The sequence below is a fragment of the Pseudomonas sp. FW305-25 genome (assembly GCF_017351415.1).
Lineage (GTDB): Bacteria > Pseudomonadota > Gammaproteobacteria > Pseudomonadales > Pseudomonadaceae > Aquipseudomonas > Aquipseudomonas chlororaphis.
The window spans coordinates 26,097-41,631 of the sequence record NZ_JACNDE010000019.1 but is presented as its reverse complement, the minus strand read 5'-3'; the positions used below and the strand labels follow the sequence as shown (position 1 = coordinate 41,631).

Here is a 15,535-nt window from a genome sequence, read left to right as displayed (position 1 = left end):
ACAGTCACTCGATCCTGAGGCCACCGACAAGCTTGTCGAGCACCTTCTGCGCCGCACCGGCCAGGCTTTCGCGGGACCAGCCGGCACGGGCGCCGCTATTACTCCAGAGCACCTTGCCGGTACCCGCCTCGACCACCCGCAGGCTGATGCCCACCGCCGGCTCGCCATCCAGGCCATTCTTGTACTGCCACTCTTCAATGCTGCCGGACACCACATAGTCGAGATTCTGCTCGCGAGCCCAATCCATGGCTCCGGCCAGGCGCTCGTTATCGTCGAGCAGGGCTTGTTCGCCCTGCCCCGCCGCGCCGTTGTAGACCTGGGGTTGCAGGCCCCGGCTGCTCAGTACGCTAAGCAGAATCTGCTCACTGCGCTCGCCGGCCTGGGGCGTCTGGGAATAGTTGACCAGCGGCAACACGCCCCAGCGGGCGGATTTCGACAGCTCGGGGCTGTCCTGGCCGGTAAAACTGCTGCAGCCGGCCATCAGCAAGGCGACCATCGCCAGACTCACGCAACGAATGGATTGCATAAGGTTCACTCCTCTTTGAATTCCATGATCAGCGTCCAAAACGGACGCTGTAGCTGACACCTGCCGTGCCCCCGGACTTGCCCGTTCCGCCTTGTGGGGCCGACTGGTAGCCGAAGGTCACCGCCAATTCGTCATCCCCTATCACCTCGGTGCCGACACCGGTACTGATGGCGTAGTTGATGGTGTTGTCGGTCCACTGCCAGCCTGAGCTGACGTCTACCAGCCAGGTGTACTGCCCACGCGTGCGGTTCAGTGCCCCGGGGAAGCCACGCCGCCACGAACTGCCGAAGAACAGCTGGCCGTAGCGCTTTTGCAGCAGGGTCTGGCTGGTGATCTGGTTCGGATCCTCGAGGCCGGCCCCCGCCAGGTCGATGCCCCCGCCCAGGGTATTGGCCAGGTTGGGCAGCGAACGGTGGTCCAGGCTGTTTTGCTGGTAGTCGATGCCGCTGCGCAATGCCCAGTTCGGCCCTTCGAACTGCAAGGTGTGGTCGAACTCGATCTTCAACGCCTGGCCACTGCCCAGGTCATCGCCGCTGCGGGTCGAGAACCAGCGCTGGGCCAGGCTCCAGGACAACTGGTCACGGGCCGAATAGCGATGCCGCCCGCCGACCCAGACATCGTCCTGCTGGCCGAAGGCACGCATCAGCCCGCTGTCCTCGTTCTTACGGTGCCAGTCGGCGCCGACGTCCAGTTCGTTGCCGCTGTCCACCTGCCAGGTGCGGCTGGCGCCCAGGCCGTTGCGGTCATCGTCCTTGCGCAGGCTGCTGTCGAAGATCAGTTTGTAGTCGCCGTCCTCCAACTGCCGCTGCAAGGTCAATCCGGTATTGGTCTCGTTGCCCAGGCGTGATTCATCGAGGGTGTCGCCGCTGTATCGGCCCTGCTCCACCACGAGCTTGGCGTACCAGTCGTCATTCAGGTAACGCGCAGCGCTCAGGCGCGGGCCGTTGAACACCAGTCCGCCGTAATCCTGGCGTTCCCAGGCGATTTGTACGCCCTGGGGCGTGCGCTCGGTCATCTCGATGGCCTGGCGCCGCAATTGCTCACGGATCGCGGGAGGCTGGTCCTCGCCCAGCGCCGACAGGTCGACGGCCAGCGCTTCGCCGCCACGACCCAGGCTGTTCAGGGCCTCGACCCGCTGCGCCGGGTCCAGGCCATCGCTGGCCACCAGGCGCTCCAGGGCTTGGCGATTGTTGCCGCGCAGGGCTTGCTGGATCTGTTCGTAGCGACTGACCTTAAGGCCACGGGCGCGGGCCCAGGCCAGCCAGTCATCCTTCTGCGCCGACTGATTGATGTCATCCAGGCGCACCAGCATTTGCTCGAACCACAACTGCAGCATCGGCCTGGAGCCGTCCAGCCATTGCATCGCCTTGTTCTGCGCCTTGCGCGACGAGTAGCTGCTGGCCACCAGGCGCAGCCAGGTCGCATAGCCCTGGGGCGTGGCGCGGATCTGCTCGGGCGTCACCTGACGATTGAGCTTGAGCCGCAGGCGCTGGGCCGAGTCGGCATAACCGGCGCCTTCCAGGGCATCGGCGTAGGCCGCCTGGACCATCCAGTCCCGGGGATTGGCTTGCAGGTACAGGCGGTACCAGGCCAGGGCCTCGGTATTGCGCCCCAGCAACTGGCTGGCGGCGGCAAACGGCAGCCAAAGCGTGCTGTCACCGCGCGCCAGGGAACGCCATTGTTGCAGCAGCGGCTTGATCTCGCCCGTGCGCCCCAGGTCGACATACAGCCACATCAGGCGTTCGCGGAAGGTGTTGTCCTCCGGGAAGCGGCTCAAGCCCAGGCGATACAGGCGCAGGGCCTCGTCGTGATGACCCTGGTGGACCTGCAGCGCCCCGCGCGCTGCCAGGACCTGGGAATAGTCGGCGGCTTCCGGGTACTGGTCAGCCTCCTTGAGCAGATCGATCACCAATGGCCAGTCCTGAAGCTCCTGGGCCAATTGCAGGGCCGCGACCAGGCGCCGCGGATTGTGCCCCTGGCGCCAGCTGTCGACGGTCAACTGCAAGGCCTTGCGCGGATCGCGGGTGCGATAGAGGGCGATCAGCTCACTCTCGTCGCCGGTATTGAGCGAGCCCTTGATGGCCAGCATCTTCTCCAGTGCGAGCTGCAGTTCATCGTCCGACTCCAGGTCCCAGGCCAGCGCGGCACGGGACTGCCAGTAGTCGAGGTCGTTGATTTTGTTGCCGTCGACCGCGGTGATCACCTTCCAGGCCGACTGGCTGTCAAACAGCTTGAGGTGGTTGTTGGCCCAGTCCACCCGCTCGGCGCTGGTCAACGGATAACGGCTGGCGAAGTTCTTCCAGACCGCCAGCCGCTGTGGGTACTGCTCGGTGTTTTCCAGGTTCTGCAACAGGCGGACCCAGGCCAGGCGGTGCTTCGGGTATTTGGCGACATAGCGGCGCAACCACTTTTCCGCCTGCTCGGGCGTGCCCCGGGATTCTTCGGCGTACACCAGGGCATCGAGTTCGACATTGCTCAGGGCGCGGCTGTCCATGATCCCCGCCAGCAGCGGAATGCCCCGGTCGAAGTCGTAGCTCTGCATCGCCAGGCGCCAGGTGTGCTCGAACTCGGCCGGGTTATCCCGCAGCTTGCTCAGGCTGATCCAGTAGCCCAGCGCCGAGGCCGAGTCGCCCCGCCATTCGGCGAGATGGGCCATCTGCTCCAGCAGCAACGGATCCTCCGGATGTTGCTCCAGCAGTTGCGAGCCCGCCGCATGAGCGCCCTTGAGGTCACCGAAGGCCAGTCGCTGCCTGAACTCCTTGGCCAGGATTTCCGGGTTGTCGGGCTGCGACTTGCGCCATGCGATGAAAAATGACTCGGCCAGGTCCGGACGCTTGTGCGCTACCGCCACATCGACGCCCCGGTCAAGCAGCGCAGCATCGAATTGCGCATCCGGCTGGGCGGCCAGTTCCCGGGCCAACAGCTCGGCCGCCTGAGCGCCGCGATCCGCCGCCACCAGGGTGTTGAAGGCTTCCTGCAGGAACTGGTGACGCGCTTCTGGCGTCTGGCTGGCATCGAGCAACTGCACATAGAGGTCGGCCGCGCGTCCGGGTTGCTCGCTGGCCTGGTACCACTTCGCCGCCTCGGGCAGCCAATGCTCACGCTGCCCTGGATCGCGACGCGCCAGTTCGGCATAGGCGTCCGCGGCCAGCCCCGGGGCCTGGACACTCAAGGCCAGCGTGGCCAGGCGCTCGAGCTGGGGGGATGGCAGTGTCTTGTAGTCAAAGACCTTGAAACGTTCGGCCAGGGCCTGCAACGCTGGGCCGTCGGTGCTGTTGGTCAGCGCCAGGGCATCCAGTTGCAGGCGGTAGTAGGACTTCAGCGCTGGCTCGGCCTGTGGCCATTGGGCCAGGTGTTTTTCCGCCCTCGGGTAATCGCCCAGCTGAATCAGCAGGTCGAGCAGCTGGGTGCGCAATTCGTTGTTTTCCGGATGGGCCGCCAGCAGCACCTCGGCATAGCTGGCGGACACTTCGTCCGGGGGGCCGAGCGTGGGACGGAAGGTATCTTCGTTGCGATAGGTCGCCCACAGCAGCACGCCGACGACCATCGCCACCAGCAGCAATGCCCAGGGGTTGAGCAGCCGTGCGCGTGGCGCCTTAGTTGCAGAAGAGTTGGGCATCACTCACCTGCTTCATGGGAAGTTGGAAATGCCACAGGCCCTGCTCGGACTTGCCGGCATAACGTTGGCCCCGGACCTCGACCCGACAGGCGCTGGCCGAACGCACCGAGAACTCCAGGTTGAACTGGCCGGCAAAAGAGAAGCTCACCTGTCGGTCACTCACATAACGCCAGTCACGCAAGGGAATATTCGCCAGCTCCAATGCCGGACGCGGGTCACGCTCGGGCCGCAGGGCCAGCAGCGCACGGTCGCCGCTCAAGGCCACATAACGGCCCTGGGGCAGATCGCGGACACCGGCCACGTTCCGCGAACGACCCAGATCCGGCCAGCCCAGCTCCGGGTCCAGGCGCAGGGTACGCAAGCCGTCCATGCCGCGGACCTGCCAGTCGCCATTGGCGGTGCGGGCCAGGCTGGCCTGGTACAGGCCATGGACCCGATCGAGGTAGTCGCTCATCCACAACGACAAGGGCTGCTGGCCGCGCATGAAGCGGTAGATATCGGCCATGGCCTTGATCGACGCCTGCTTGGTGCCCGAATAGAAGTGGTAGTACAGGTGAATGCCGCGCAGGCGCCGTGGGCTGTCGGTCAGCTCGAACGTATCGATGACGTCGCGAAAGCCGTAATACGGGCCTTTCCAGAGGTTGGTGTACATGTTCTCGTTGATCACCGGGGCGTAGTACTGCAAGCCGCCTTCGGTGGGACGCAACAAGGGGTACAGGCCGGTCAGCGACGAATTGGCTTTGGTCAGGATGGTCTGCCCGCCGTTGACGTTTTTCAGCCCGGCGTCGTAGGCCAGCTTGATGGTCTCGGCGCTGGGCAGCGCATCCCCCGGCCAGAAGAGCAACTTCACCGGCTTCTGCGCAGTGGTCAGGCGGCTGTTGATGTAGTCCCGCGATCCGACGATCTCGCGCTTGAAGTCCAGGGTCTTGTAGCCCTGGATGTTCAGGCGCAATCCGTATTCGGCGTGGAAGTCCTCGTCCTGCCTGGCCTTTTCCGGCTGCAGGTAGAACGGGTGGCTGTAGGTGTGGCTGGCAACCTCGACTTTGGGATCGGCAAAGATCTCCTGGGCGAGGGGCTCCAGCTCCCTGGCGAGGAACGGCGACATGCCCTTGGGCCCGACCTCCCCTTCGATGATCGAAACCGAGGTCAGGTACGGGTTGGGACGAATGTAGTCATCCAGCACCTGGCGCCCGGAATAAGGGGTGCCGCGCACTTCGGCATGGGATGGGAAGCCATCCCCGTCGATATGCACCGTGGCGATCCGCCGGCCGTTCTCGGTGGTGGTGTCCGGGCGCGGTTGTGCCGGCAGGCGCAGGGCTTTCTGGATAAAGGCAAAGGGGTCGAGAATCCAGCGGCTGCGCTCGACATTGGTCTCTACCACATAAGGCGCCAGGGCCATGCCACCCCAGGTGCCGATGGCCACGGGGGCGTACTTGCCGCCCTGGTCATCCCCCAGCAACAGGGCCGGTTGCGGCCCGTCGGGCAGCAGCGTCACACGGGTCAGCTCTCGGGTACGCGCCACTACCGGCGCCTCGAAGCCACCGATCAGGGCCTTGTCCTGGCTCAGCACTCGCAGTGCGCCGCGAGCCCCCGGCGCCGCGAGGTTCAGCCCCAGGCGCTTGAGCAATGCGCGATCCTCGATCGGCAGGCCGGCCATGATGGCCAGCGGCACCTGTTCGTCCAGGCGTTGGCCAATCCAGCCATTAAAGGCACGGCTGTCCTGGGGTGGGCCGCTGGTCATCCACACCACCACCCCGGCGTACAGGCCGGCGAAGCTGTGGGACGGCAAACTGGCATCGGCCGGCAGATAGTCCACCCGATAGCCCAGGTATTCCAGCAGACCGCCAAGCATCCGGTGCCCGGCGTGATCGTAGAGTTCGCCTTCGCGCGGGTCGTAGAGCATGGCGATGCGCCGCGGCTGTACTTCCACGGTGCTCATGCCGATGGCATTGAGGTCCGGGGTGGTGACCACCGGGATAAAGCCTTCCTGGCTCAATTGGCGAACCAGCTTGCGCGCTTCTTCGCGACGGTCGGGCGGCAAGTAGTCGATGGCCACCAACGGCATGTTTTTCGCGCGAAGTGGCTTGAGCTCACCTTCAAGCCAGTTGCGGTCGGACTCGGAAACCGGGCGATAACGCTTGGCTGAGGCATCCCAGCCGGCATGGATCGATTCGACGGCCACGGCCGAGGCAACGCCATCGAGCTCGCCCAGCACTTCGAAGCCCCGGTTGAAGAACAGCTTGAGGTTCGGCTGGCGGCTGTGCAGTTCCCGCAGAAACGATGCCAGGGCTTTGCGTTGCGGTTCGCGATGAGCCTCGGGGAGCAATTGAAAGCTGTCGAGCGTATCGAGGAACAGACCGGCATAACCCTGCCCTTGCAACGCCTTGGCACGCTTGAACAGATGTTCGCGCCAGGCTGGCGTCGAAATATCCATGACCTGGCTGTTCCAGGCCTTGTTACGCGTAGCGCTTGCGCTGCGGGTCAGCGACGCTTTGTCCAGGGCGACGCGGTCGCCATCGAACTCACCCACCGACAGGTAGGCGAACGGCTGGCTGCCAAGTTCGCGCAAGGTGGCAACATTGGCGGTGCTCATATGGCCCGGCTCGACCACAACCCATTCGAACTGCGCCAACTCTTGAAGCGGTGGCCGATCGGCGTACCAGAACCCGACACTGGCGGGCGCCGCCGGCGAGGCTTGCACCACCGAGTGGGTCGCACACAACGCCAGCGCGGTAAACAGCCGCCGTACCCCTTTGCAAACACGCCCCCTGCGAAACTCGATGTCCATAAATCACTCTTGAGTAAATCAATCCGCGCGATACCGGACCCGCGAGCCCTCTGCAACCGGGCCCGCAAGGCGTGGCATTAAAGACTGTGGTAAAGCCGTGCCAGGCCTTCAGCCACGGTGGTTGGCGACCCCAGGTCAAAGCGTTCGCGCAAGCGGCGATTGTCGGCCTTGGAATGCCGGATATCGCCCGAGCGGGCAGCGGCATGACTCACGCTTAGGGGTTTGCCGCTGATCCGTTCCAGGGCCGTAATCAGGTCATTGAGCGTGGTGACCCCGCCGAGACCGACATTGGTGGCATCAGCCGCGGGCTGGCGGTGTTCCAGGCCCTGGAGCAGGATCTTCACCAGGTCTTCGACATAGACGAAATCGCGGGTTTGCTCGCCATCGCCGAACACCACGATCGGCCGTCCGCTTTTCGCTCGCTCGCTGAAAATGCTGATCACCCCGGAGTACGGCGACAATGGGTCCTGGCGGGGCCCGAAGATATTGAAGAAGCGCAGGATCACCGGCTCCAGTCCATGCTGGCGGCGATAGAAATTCAGGTAGTGCTCGCTGGAAAGCTTGTCCGCGGCATAAGGCGTCAGGGGGGACGTGGGCGTGTCTTCATCAATCGGGGTGCCCTCCCCGTTATTGCCGTAAACCGCGGCACTGGAGGCAAAGACCACTCGACGGATGCCTGCGGCGATCATCGCCTCGCATACCCGCAGCGTGCCGATGAAATTACTCCGATGAGTAGCTGCCGGGTGTTCGACCGAGGCATGGACCGAAGCGACAGCCGCCAAGTGCACCACCGCGCAGCACCCCTGCATGGCTTCAGTGAGGGTCGCGGCATCGGCGACATCGCCGACCACCAGTTTCAAGGCCGCGCTGTCCATCGGCAGGTTGCTGACCTTGCCGGTAGAGAGATCGTCCAGAACCCGAACGGCATAGCCTCTTGCCAGCAACGCATCCACTAAGTGGGAACCAATGAAGCCAGCCCCCCCGGTTACCAGTACTCGTTTGGCAGACATAGATCATCCCTAAAAAATATCGCAATCCCCATCGTCTAAAGCCGGCACCCCCACGAAAATGAGCCATGGCTGTTGGCCTTATGGCTGATCTTTCCGTGGATACCTGCTCTTTAACAAAGGCTGTATCGCCTTTTTCTGGAGGGCTTCAGAAGTCCGGCGTCAAAAAAACATCAGTTAAATGACGCAAAACAGAAGCGGATACTGGGATACGGATGCCATCCGTGTCAATAATACGTCTAATTTTTAAGGCGAGGCTGTTAGCGTCAAAAAAAGCCAGTATATTGACGCGCATCCCCCTGGAGCTCTGGGCTTTGCCCCGGCAATGGAAAATCCATTTTCACGGCGATGCGCGCGCCTTGAACCTCTGCATGCGGGACCTGAGTCGGAATCACGCCTCATTGATCTCAAAACACGACACCCGTATTGAGCGGGGCACCCGAGTGCTATAGAACCCCTTGGCGGTATTGGTCAGCGCGGCGCCATCTTTGCCCTGCTGTGTATTTACCCGCTCCGTTTCCATTCAGGTATCGAGTATGAAATCAAAAATAAACCAAGCCTTGATTACCCCTGCGCTCTTCTCGCTTCTGATGTTCCAGTGGACGCCTGTGTTTGCCGAAGAGGCTGCCAGTTCCCCCTCCAATCTCTTGACCGCGGCGGTTGCCTGGAAGCAGACGGCGGCTGAGTTCGAGGCGCTTTATTACCAAGGCTTCAACATCGCCAGGATGCGTCTGGACCAGGCCCTGCAAGCCCGCAAGGACGGCGACCGACCGTTGGCCATCATCAGCGATGTCGACGATACCGTGCTGGGTAGCAACAGCTACTGGGGCTACATGATCAATTCGGGGAAAGAGTTTTTCGATGACGGCGCCTGGGACCAGTGGGTCGCCGACAATGGCCCGGTCGCCACGCCCGGGGCAGTGGAGTTCTTGAATTACGCCCAATCGAAGGGGGTCGAGGTGTTCTACGTCACCAGCCGCGACCAGGGCGAAAAAACCAAGGAATATGCCCTGGCCAACTTGCGCAAGAACAAGCTGCCGTTTGCCGATGAACAACACCTGACGGTCTATCGCGACAGCTCCAACAAAGAGCCACGGCAAACGGAAATCGCCAAGGACTACGAGGTGGTGGTCATGCTGGGCGACAACCTCAATGACTTCAAACGCAAGTACTACGTCGCGGACGTCAAGCAGCGCAACAGCCTGATGACGGAAGACAAAGAGCAGTTCGGCCGCAAGTTCGTCCTCTTCCCCAACCCTACCGACGGCCATTGGCTCAAGGCGATCTTCGGTGATTCGGAGCCACCGGCCACTCCGGAAAACCGCGCCAGGTTCAAGGCCGCGGCCGAATCGCCAGCCTGGCAACCAAAGCAGTAATCCTGGGCCACCTGCCCTGCCCTCGCCGTTCGAAAACCGGCGTTTTTCCGCAACCTTCTGAACGCTGCAGATCCACTCAAAATGATTGGCCCGGCCAGCATTTTGAGTGGAACTGACTAGACCGCAATCGCCCCCGCCCGCCCCGACTCCACCACAAAGGACTTGAGGGTCGAGACACTGGCATACGGGTCCCTGGGGTCGGAAATGATCCGCAGGTGGGTCAGCATCTTCCGTTCTTCCAGCTCCACCGCCACATATCCCCGCCAGCGGCTCTCGAAAAACCTTACATGGGGATTGAAGGGCAGGATGGCGTCGAACGACTGGCCGTCGGACGTGACCGAGGTGCCGACGAATTCAGTGGCGACGATCCGCGAATCAGGGTCGTGGGCGCGCGCATGCAGGTCCGTGACCCAGAACGAATGAATGTCGCCGCCCCAGAACACCGGGTTACTGGCTCGCCGGCGTTCGATGGAGGCCAGCACGCGTTCGCGAGTCGCCCTGTAGCCGTCCCAACCGTCGGTCCAAGACCCCAGCGCCTGGCTCGCCGGGACGTGCTGGAGCAGCGGCGCCACCAGCAGGTCCTGGGCGATCACATTCCATTGCGCCCGGGACCGGGCCAGGCCTTGGTCCAGCCAGGCTTCCTGCTGCCAGCCCAGCATGGTGCGCCCGGGGTCGCGCAAATCCAGGCAACTGTCTTCGGCGATATGCCCCTGGTGGCTGCCATTGGGCGCAATGCACGGTTGCTCGGAGCGGTACTGCCGGCCGTCCAATACATGGAATCGGGCCAGTCGCCCATAGTCCAGGTTCCGATAAATGCGCATGTCCGGCCCCCGCGGCAGGCTGGTGGCGCGCAATGGCATATGTTCGTAGAAGGCCTGATAGGCCGCCGCGCGCCGCTTGAGGAACGCGGCTACCGGAGTCCCCGGATCCTGGGACCAGCGATTGGCGTAGTCGTTCTGCACTTCGTGATCGTCCCAGGTCGCCACGCTGGGCGCGCTGGCATGCAGCGCCTGCAAGTCAGGATCGGTCTTGTACTGGGCATAGCGGTTGCGATAGCCCACCAGGTCCAGCGCCTCGTCACTGCTGTGGGGGCGAATGATCTTGCCGGAGTCGGGCGCATAGGATTTTTCGTAAATATAATCGCCGAGGAAGAACACCAGGTCAGGCTGTTCCGCGGCCAGGTGGCGGTAGGCACTGAAGTAGCCGCGCTCCCAGTGAGAACAGGAGACAAAGCCCAGCCGCGCCGACGCCATCGCGTGCACAGGTGGAGCCGTGCGCGACTGCCCTGTCGGACTCTGTGCTCCGAGGCTTTCAAACTGGTACCAATAGGGCCGCCCAGCCTCCAGCCCCGCGACCTCGACGTGGACGGAATGGGCGAAACGCTCAGTGGCCATGACTTCGCCTTGTTTCACGACCCGCCTCATCGCCGCGTCACTGGCCACCCGCCAGCGCACCGGCACCGAACGGTTCAAGCCGCCACGCCCATCGGCCGCGTTGAACAACGGCGCCAGGCGGGTCCAGATGACAAAGCCATCCGGCAGCGGATCGCCCGAGGCCACGCCCAGGGTGAACGGGTAGTCGATGCCGGCACTACGGACGAAGGGGCTGAGGATCGAAAAAGCCGTCGCCACCGCCAGGCCCGACAGCACTCGGCGACGGCCCGGATCCACCGGCTTGCGGATATCGTCGCTCATGATGCGGGCTGCCAATCGGCGCGCAACAGCCCGTACGATGGAATCGCTGCGGTGTTGTCAGCGATCCCGGGGCCGTTGGCCAACTCGAACAGTGTCTCGGCCTGGTGTTTTTGCAGCGCTTTGAGCGCCAGTCGCGGGGTGAGTAACGAAGGAAGTGCAGCGCTCATGTCGAGGGGCTCGCCGATAAATGCGCAAAAATGCGCCCCTGGCATGTCAATTTCATGACCATCAAAAATAACTGATGGTTCTTCTGAAATCCGCGTCCTAGACACCTAAAAGCTTAAATTAAAGTTAACCAATCGGTCATTTTCCGTTGCTAGCGTGGCGCCCCTAATCAATGACGGGGTAACGGAATGAGAACCTGGGACGAACCGAAAAAACGCAAGGCGCACATCGAACTGATCCCGATGATCGACGTGATGATGTTCCTCTTGGTGTTTTTCGTACTCGTGAGCCTGAACGTGATTCCGGCACTGGGCATGAAGACCCAGTTGCCCAGCGCCAGCAGTTCGCAACAGCTCAAGCCGCAGAACAAGTTCATCCTCACCCTGGGCCTGGAAGGCCAGTTGCAGCTCGATGGCAAGGACCTCAGCGTCGAAGCCCTGGTGCCGGCGCTCAAGGCCGCGCAAAAGCCTGACAGCAAGTCGACCATCATCGTCAACAGCGACAAGGGCGTGGAAGTCTCCCGCCTGGTCGAGGTCATGGACACCCTGCGCCTGGGTGGCTTTACCTCGGTCTCCATCGCCACGCGCAAGTCCTGATCATGTACGCCCTGTTTCGTGCGCGTCAGCTGCTGGGCAGTGTCCCGGCCCTGATCGCCCTGGTGCTGATTGCACTGGGTATCCAGTCGCAAACCCTGAAAGTGCAGCCGGTGTATGACGAGTCGGCGGTTGAAATCGCCCTGGTCGAACCAGAACCGGAGGCCGTCCCCGAGCCCGTGGTGGAACAGGAACCACCGCCGCCGGTCATCGAAGACCAAGACGCCGAGCCGGCCCCTCCTCCTCCGCCGCCGCCCAAGCCACAACCAAAGCCACTGCCGAAACCTGAACCCAAGCCCAAGCCCAAGCCAGCGTCCGTGGCCGCCAAGGCAACGCCGACACCCACGCCGCCGGCCACCGCCAAACCCGTGCAACCCGCCGTCGCCCCGACACCGACGCCTGCGCCACCTGCCCCGCCGAAAGTCGACGGCCAGGCCCTGGAAGGCGGCTATCTCAAAGGTTTGCGCAACGAGCTGGACACCTACAAGCAGTACCCCACCGGACGCCAGGCGTCCCTCGAACGCCCCAGTGGCGAGGTGGTGGTCTGGTTGCTGGTGGATCGCCAGGGCCGCGTCCTCGACTCCGGGATCCAGACCCAGGCGTCAAGCATGCTGCTGAACCGGGCCGCCACCAACAGCCTGCGCCGGATCAAGCAGGTCAAGCCGTTCCCCGAGCAAGCCTTCGGTGGGCGCAACGAGCAACGTTTCACCGCCACCTTCAACTACAGCGTGCAGTAAGCACCCAACAGCAGGACGACAGTGATGAAGTTCACCCGGATTCATCTGGCACTCGTTGCCGCGAGCATGGGCCATGGGATCGCCATGGCAGACACCAGCGACAGCGACGTCGGCACCATTGGCGTGCAAGGCAAGGCCACGGCGGGCGGTGGCTACATGGTCCAGGAGGAGAGCGTCAAGGCACGCTCCACGGTGACCAAGGAGGCGCTGGATAAACAGACCGCCACCGGCAACGCCGTCGACAAACTCAAATACACCCCGGGCCTGAACATCTCCAGCGAAGATGCCACCGGGCTTTCGGGTTTCCGCTTCACCATGCGCGGGCTCAACTCCGACCAGGTGGGGATGTCGGTGGACGGCATGCCGATCAACGACTCCGGCAACTACGCGCTGTACTCCAACCTGCTGGGCGACCCGGAAAACATCGAGCAGATCTTCGTCACCCAGGGCGCGGCCGAAGCCGATGGCCCGCACATCGGTTCCAGCGGCGGCAACATCGGCATCGTGACCATCCGCCCGACCAAGGAAACCGGCGCCTTCGTCAAGCAGGTGGCTGGCAGCAACGGCACCTTCAAGACCTTCGCCCGGCTCAATACCGGCGAAGTCAACGGCCTGAGCAACTGGCTCTCGCTGTCCCACACCGAAGGCGAGAAATGGCGCGGCGACGGTGCGGTGCGGGCGGACAAGGTGGAATGGAACAGCTTCTTCGACATGGGCGGCGGCAACACGGCCAACCTGATCCTCAAGTACCACGAGCAGGACAACAACAGTTACAGCCAGTTGACCAAGACCCAGTTCCAGCAGAACGGTCGCAAGTACGACCCCTACCCTTCGACGCCGGCCCTGGGCAGCAACGGCAAGGTCAGCAGCTACTACGCCCTGGCGCAGAACCCGTTCCAGACCTTTACCGCGGTACTCAACACGCAATTCAAACTGGCGGACAACCTGGCCCTGTCGGTCATCCCGTATTACTACTGGGGTAATGGCAGCGGCGTGGGCGCCTCCAGCTATGCGCTGAACAGCGGTTCGAACCGGGGCGGCGTGTTCGACCTCAGCAACCTGCAGACCGCCGCCCAGTACAATGCCGACGGCTCCTCCACCAGCGGCGTCTATTACCGCCCTTCGCGCACCCAGACCTGGCGTCCGGGCATCACCACCAAGCTGAACTGGGACCTGGGCGACCACAGCCTGCAATTCGGCTACTGGTATGAGCGCGCGCGCCAGAGCCAGACCCAGCCGTTCATCCCACTCAAGAGCAGCGGCAAGCCGGAGAGTACCTGGCCGGATTCGGATAACGTGGTGGACGCCAATGGCAACAAGGTCCAGGGCCGCGACCGCTTCACCATTACCCCGGCGCAGAAAGTCTGGGCCCAGGACACCTGGTATTTCGCCCCGGACTGGACCCTGGTGGCCGGCCTGGCCTACATGAACGTCAAGCGTGACGGCAGCAACCACGGCAGCCTCACCGAACAGCCGGAAAAGCGTCACCAGACCTATAACAAGTTGCTGCCCAACGTCGGCCTGAAATACCAGATCGACGAGCGCGACCAGGTGTTCTACAGCCTGTCGCGCAACATGCGCATCCCACAGAACTACGTGCTTTACGACCAGGGTGTCGGCTCCATCGATTCCAAGCCGGAAACCAGCTGGAACCACGAGCTGGGCTGGCGCTACAGCGGCGACGACATGACCCTGGCCGCCACCTTGTTCTACATGCAATTCAAGGACCGCCAGGTTTCGTCCAGGGACATCAACGGCGACTTCGCCGACATCAACGCCGGCGCCGTCGACAACAGCGGCCTGGAACTGGAATGGAGCGGCCTGCTGCCCCACCACTTCAACTACTACACCTCCTACACCTACACCCGCGCCGAGCAGCAGGACGACCTGACCGTCTACAACGCCGGCAAGGCCATTGTCCTGCCCACCAGCGGCAAGCAGTTCGCCAACGTGCCGAAGAACATGCTGGCGGCCAACATCGGCTACGACGACGGGCGCTTCTACGGCACCTTCGGCGGCAAATACACCAGCAAGCTGTATGGCGACCTGACCAACGACGAAGCCATTTCCGGACGCACCGTGTTCAACCTCGGCGCCGGTATCTACCTGCCGGTGGACAAGAAAGTGATCAAGGACGCGACCCTGCGCCTGAACGTCGACAACCTGTTCGACAAGAAGTACCTGGACGGCGTGTACACCACCAAGACCAACGCCGCGCCCTACGGCGGTTTCCGTGACGGCGACCCGGCCTACATCGTGGGCCTGGAACGGACCGTGACCGTCTCCCTGGAAGCGAATTTCTGATCGTCATCCGCCATTATCGAAGAATGAGGTAAAGCATCATGGACATGAACCTGCTTCACGACATCACCTTCTATGTGATGTATGCCGCGGTGGCCATCGCGATCTTCATCGCCATCGAGCGCGGTCTCTACTTCGCCTATGTACGGCGCCAGGCCAGGGCGTTGATGGAGGCCCTGGGCGGTCACGTGCACAGCGAGCGGGACCTGCCGCAAGGCGCGACCCGCCGCGACAGCCTGCCCTTGAGCATGGTCCTGCCGGTGCTGGCGCAAAAGGCTGCCCAGGGTTCGCGCAAGGACCTGGACGACGTGATCGAGAGCCAGTACCTGTCGACCCGCGCGCCACTGGCCCGCAGCCTGTGGATCATCGAGACCATCACCACTGCCGCCCCCTTGCTAGGCTTGCTGGGGACCATCCTGGGGATCATCGACACCTTCAAGGCCCTGGCCAGCGCCGGGGTGTCCGACCCGGGCCAGATTTCCGGCGGTATCGGCACGGCGTTGTTCGCCACCGGCCTGGGGATCGCCATCGCCCTGTTCTGCGTGGTGTTCCATAATTTTTTCCAGGACAGCCTGGAGCGCATCAACGATCAACTGAAGATGCTGCTGATCCGCGCGGCCACCGGCGCCCGTGTGCAGGATGAGGTGCCGCAGCGGGCGCCGAGCCCGTTGCACAGCCGCACCGCGTAATTTCCCAGGGCGGGCGCAGGCCACGCCCGCCTTTTTTCGA

At 63.1% G+C, this 15,535-nt stretch carries 10 protein-coding genes and 1 pseudogene; 5 read left to right on the top strand and 6 right to left on the bottom strand.

The window, feature by feature from the left end; translation table 11 throughout:
• Window positions 1-4 precede the first annotated feature (4 nt).
• From J4E58_RS18445 to J4E58_RS18430, 4 genes are all read right to left on the bottom strand, one after another.
• Window positions 5-526: a hypothetical protein gene (locus J4E58_RS18445; RefSeq protein WP_007925542.1), complete on the bottom strand. Its 522-nt coding sequence runs from the start codon at window positions 524-526 to the stop codon at window positions 5-7.
• A 28-nt stretch (window positions 527-554) separates the two neighbouring features.
• Entirely contained in the window at window positions 555-4,145 is a 3,591-nt protein-coding gene (locus J4E58_RS18440) for a tetratricopeptide repeat protein (protein ID WP_087090946.1), read from the bottom strand.
• Window positions 4,123-6,933: a bifunctional glycoside hydrolase 114/ polysaccharide deacetylase family protein gene (locus J4E58_RS18435; RefSeq protein WP_087090945.1), complete on the bottom strand. Its 2,811-nt coding sequence runs from the start codon at window positions 6,931-6,933 to the stop codon at window positions 4,123-4,125. The genes J4E58_RS18440 and J4E58_RS18435 overlap by 23 nt, the downstream gene beginning before the upstream one ends.
• 77 nt (window positions 6,934-7,010) lie before the next feature.
• Window positions 7,011-7,943 (bottom strand): NAD-dependent epimerase/dehydratase family protein, encoded by a 933-nt coding sequence (locus J4E58_RS18430; protein WP_087090944.1) that lies wholly within the window; start codon window positions 7,941-7,943, stop codon window positions 7,011-7,013.
• Window positions 7,944-8,476: 533 nt separating this feature from the next.
• Here J4E58_RS18430 and J4E58_RS18425 point away from each other — a divergent pair.
• On the top strand, window positions 8,477-9,316 hold the full coding sequence (locus J4E58_RS18425) for a 5'-nucleotidase, lipoprotein e(P4) family (protein WP_087090943.1): 840 nt from the start codon (window positions 8,477-8,479) through the stop codon (window positions 9,314-9,316).
• A gap of 116 nt (window positions 9,317-9,432) precedes the next feature.
• Here the strand turns inward: J4E58_RS18425 and J4E58_RS18420 are convergent, their stop codons facing one another.
• Together J4E58_RS18420 and J4E58_RS18415 are read right to left on the bottom strand one after the other, a co-directional pair.
• Window positions 9,433-11,010 carry an alkaline phosphatase gene (locus J4E58_RS18420; protein WP_087090942.1) on the bottom strand — a complete coding sequence of 526 codons (1,578 nt, stop codon included), beginning with the start codon at window positions 11,008-11,010 and terminating at the stop codon, window positions 9,433-9,435.
• Between the two features lie 35 nt (window positions 11,011-11,045).
• Window positions 11,046-11,177, bottom strand: a pseudogene (locus J4E58_RS18415) (GNAT family N-acetyltransferase); the annotation flags it as partial.
• 186 nt (window positions 11,178-11,363) lie between these two features.
• Between J4E58_RS18415 and J4E58_RS18410 the strand changes: the two are divergent.
• Genes J4E58_RS18410 through J4E58_RS18395 form a run of 4 tightly spaced genes read left to right on the top strand, consistent with a single transcriptional unit; the run spans window position 11,364 to window position 15,495 of the window.
• The gene (locus J4E58_RS18410; protein WP_007925526.1) at window positions 11,364-11,771 is read left to right on the top strand and encodes a biopolymer transporter ExbD; all 408 of its coding nucleotides are present in this window, start codon (window positions 11,364-11,366) and stop codon (window positions 11,769-11,771) included.
• A 2-nt stretch (window positions 11,772-11,773) separates the two neighbouring features.
• Window positions 11,774-12,505 (top strand): energy transducer TonB, encoded by a 732-nt coding sequence (locus J4E58_RS18405; protein WP_087090941.1) that lies wholly within the window; start codon window positions 11,774-11,776, stop codon window positions 12,503-12,505.
• A gap of 24 nt (window positions 12,506-12,529) precedes the next feature.
• A complete protein-coding gene (locus tag J4E58_RS18400) occupies window positions 12,530-14,809 on the top strand; it encodes a TonB-dependent receptor (RefSeq protein ID WP_087090940.1) in 2,280 nt (759 codons plus the stop codon).
• A gap of 38 nt (window positions 14,810-14,847) precedes the next feature.
• Window positions 14,848-15,495: a MotA/TolQ/ExbB proton channel family protein gene (locus J4E58_RS18395; protein ID WP_053261263.1), complete on the top strand. Its 648-nt coding sequence runs from the start codon at window positions 14,848-14,850 to the stop codon at window positions 15,493-15,495.
• The last annotated feature ends 40 nt before the right edge of the window (window positions 15,496-15,535 follow it).

Bases quoted from the DNA above. Each gene is read 5' to 3' on its own strand.
- J4E58_RS18445 (WP_007925542.1), bottom strand. From the start codon at position 526: ATGCAATCCATTCGTTGCGTGAGTCTGGCGATGGTCGCCTTGCTGATG.
- J4E58_RS18440 (WP_087090946.1), bottom strand. From the start codon at position 4,145: ATGCCCAACTCTTCTGCAACTAAGGCGCCACGCGCACGGCTGCTCAAC.
- J4E58_RS18435 (WP_087090945.1), bottom strand. From the start codon at position 6,933: ATGGACATCGAGTTTCGCAGGGGGCGTGTTTGCAAAGGGGTACGGCGG.
- J4E58_RS18430 (WP_087090944.1), bottom strand. From the start codon at position 7,943: ATGTCTGCCAAACGAGTACTGGTAACCGGGGGGGCTGGCTTCATTGGT.
- J4E58_RS18425 (WP_087090943.1), top strand. From the start codon at position 8,477: ATGAAATCAAAAATAAACCAAGCCTTGATTACCCCTGCGCTCTTCTCG.
- J4E58_RS18420 (WP_087090942.1), bottom strand. From the start codon at position 11,010: ATGAGCGACGATATCCGCAAGCCGGTGGATCCGGGCCGTCGCCGAGTG.
- J4E58_RS18410 (WP_007925526.1), top strand. From the start codon at position 11,364: ATGAGAACCTGGGACGAACCGAAAAAACGCAAGGCGCACATCGAACTG.
- J4E58_RS18405 (WP_087090941.1), top strand. From the start codon at position 11,774: ATGTACGCCCTGTTTCGTGCGCGTCAGCTGCTGGGCAGTGTCCCGGCC.
- J4E58_RS18400 (WP_087090940.1), top strand. From the start codon at position 12,530: ATGAAGTTCACCCGGATTCATCTGGCACTCGTTGCCGCGAGCATGGGC.
- J4E58_RS18395 (WP_053261263.1), top strand. From the start codon at position 14,848: ATGGACATGAACCTGCTTCACGACATCACCTTCTATGTGATGTATGCC.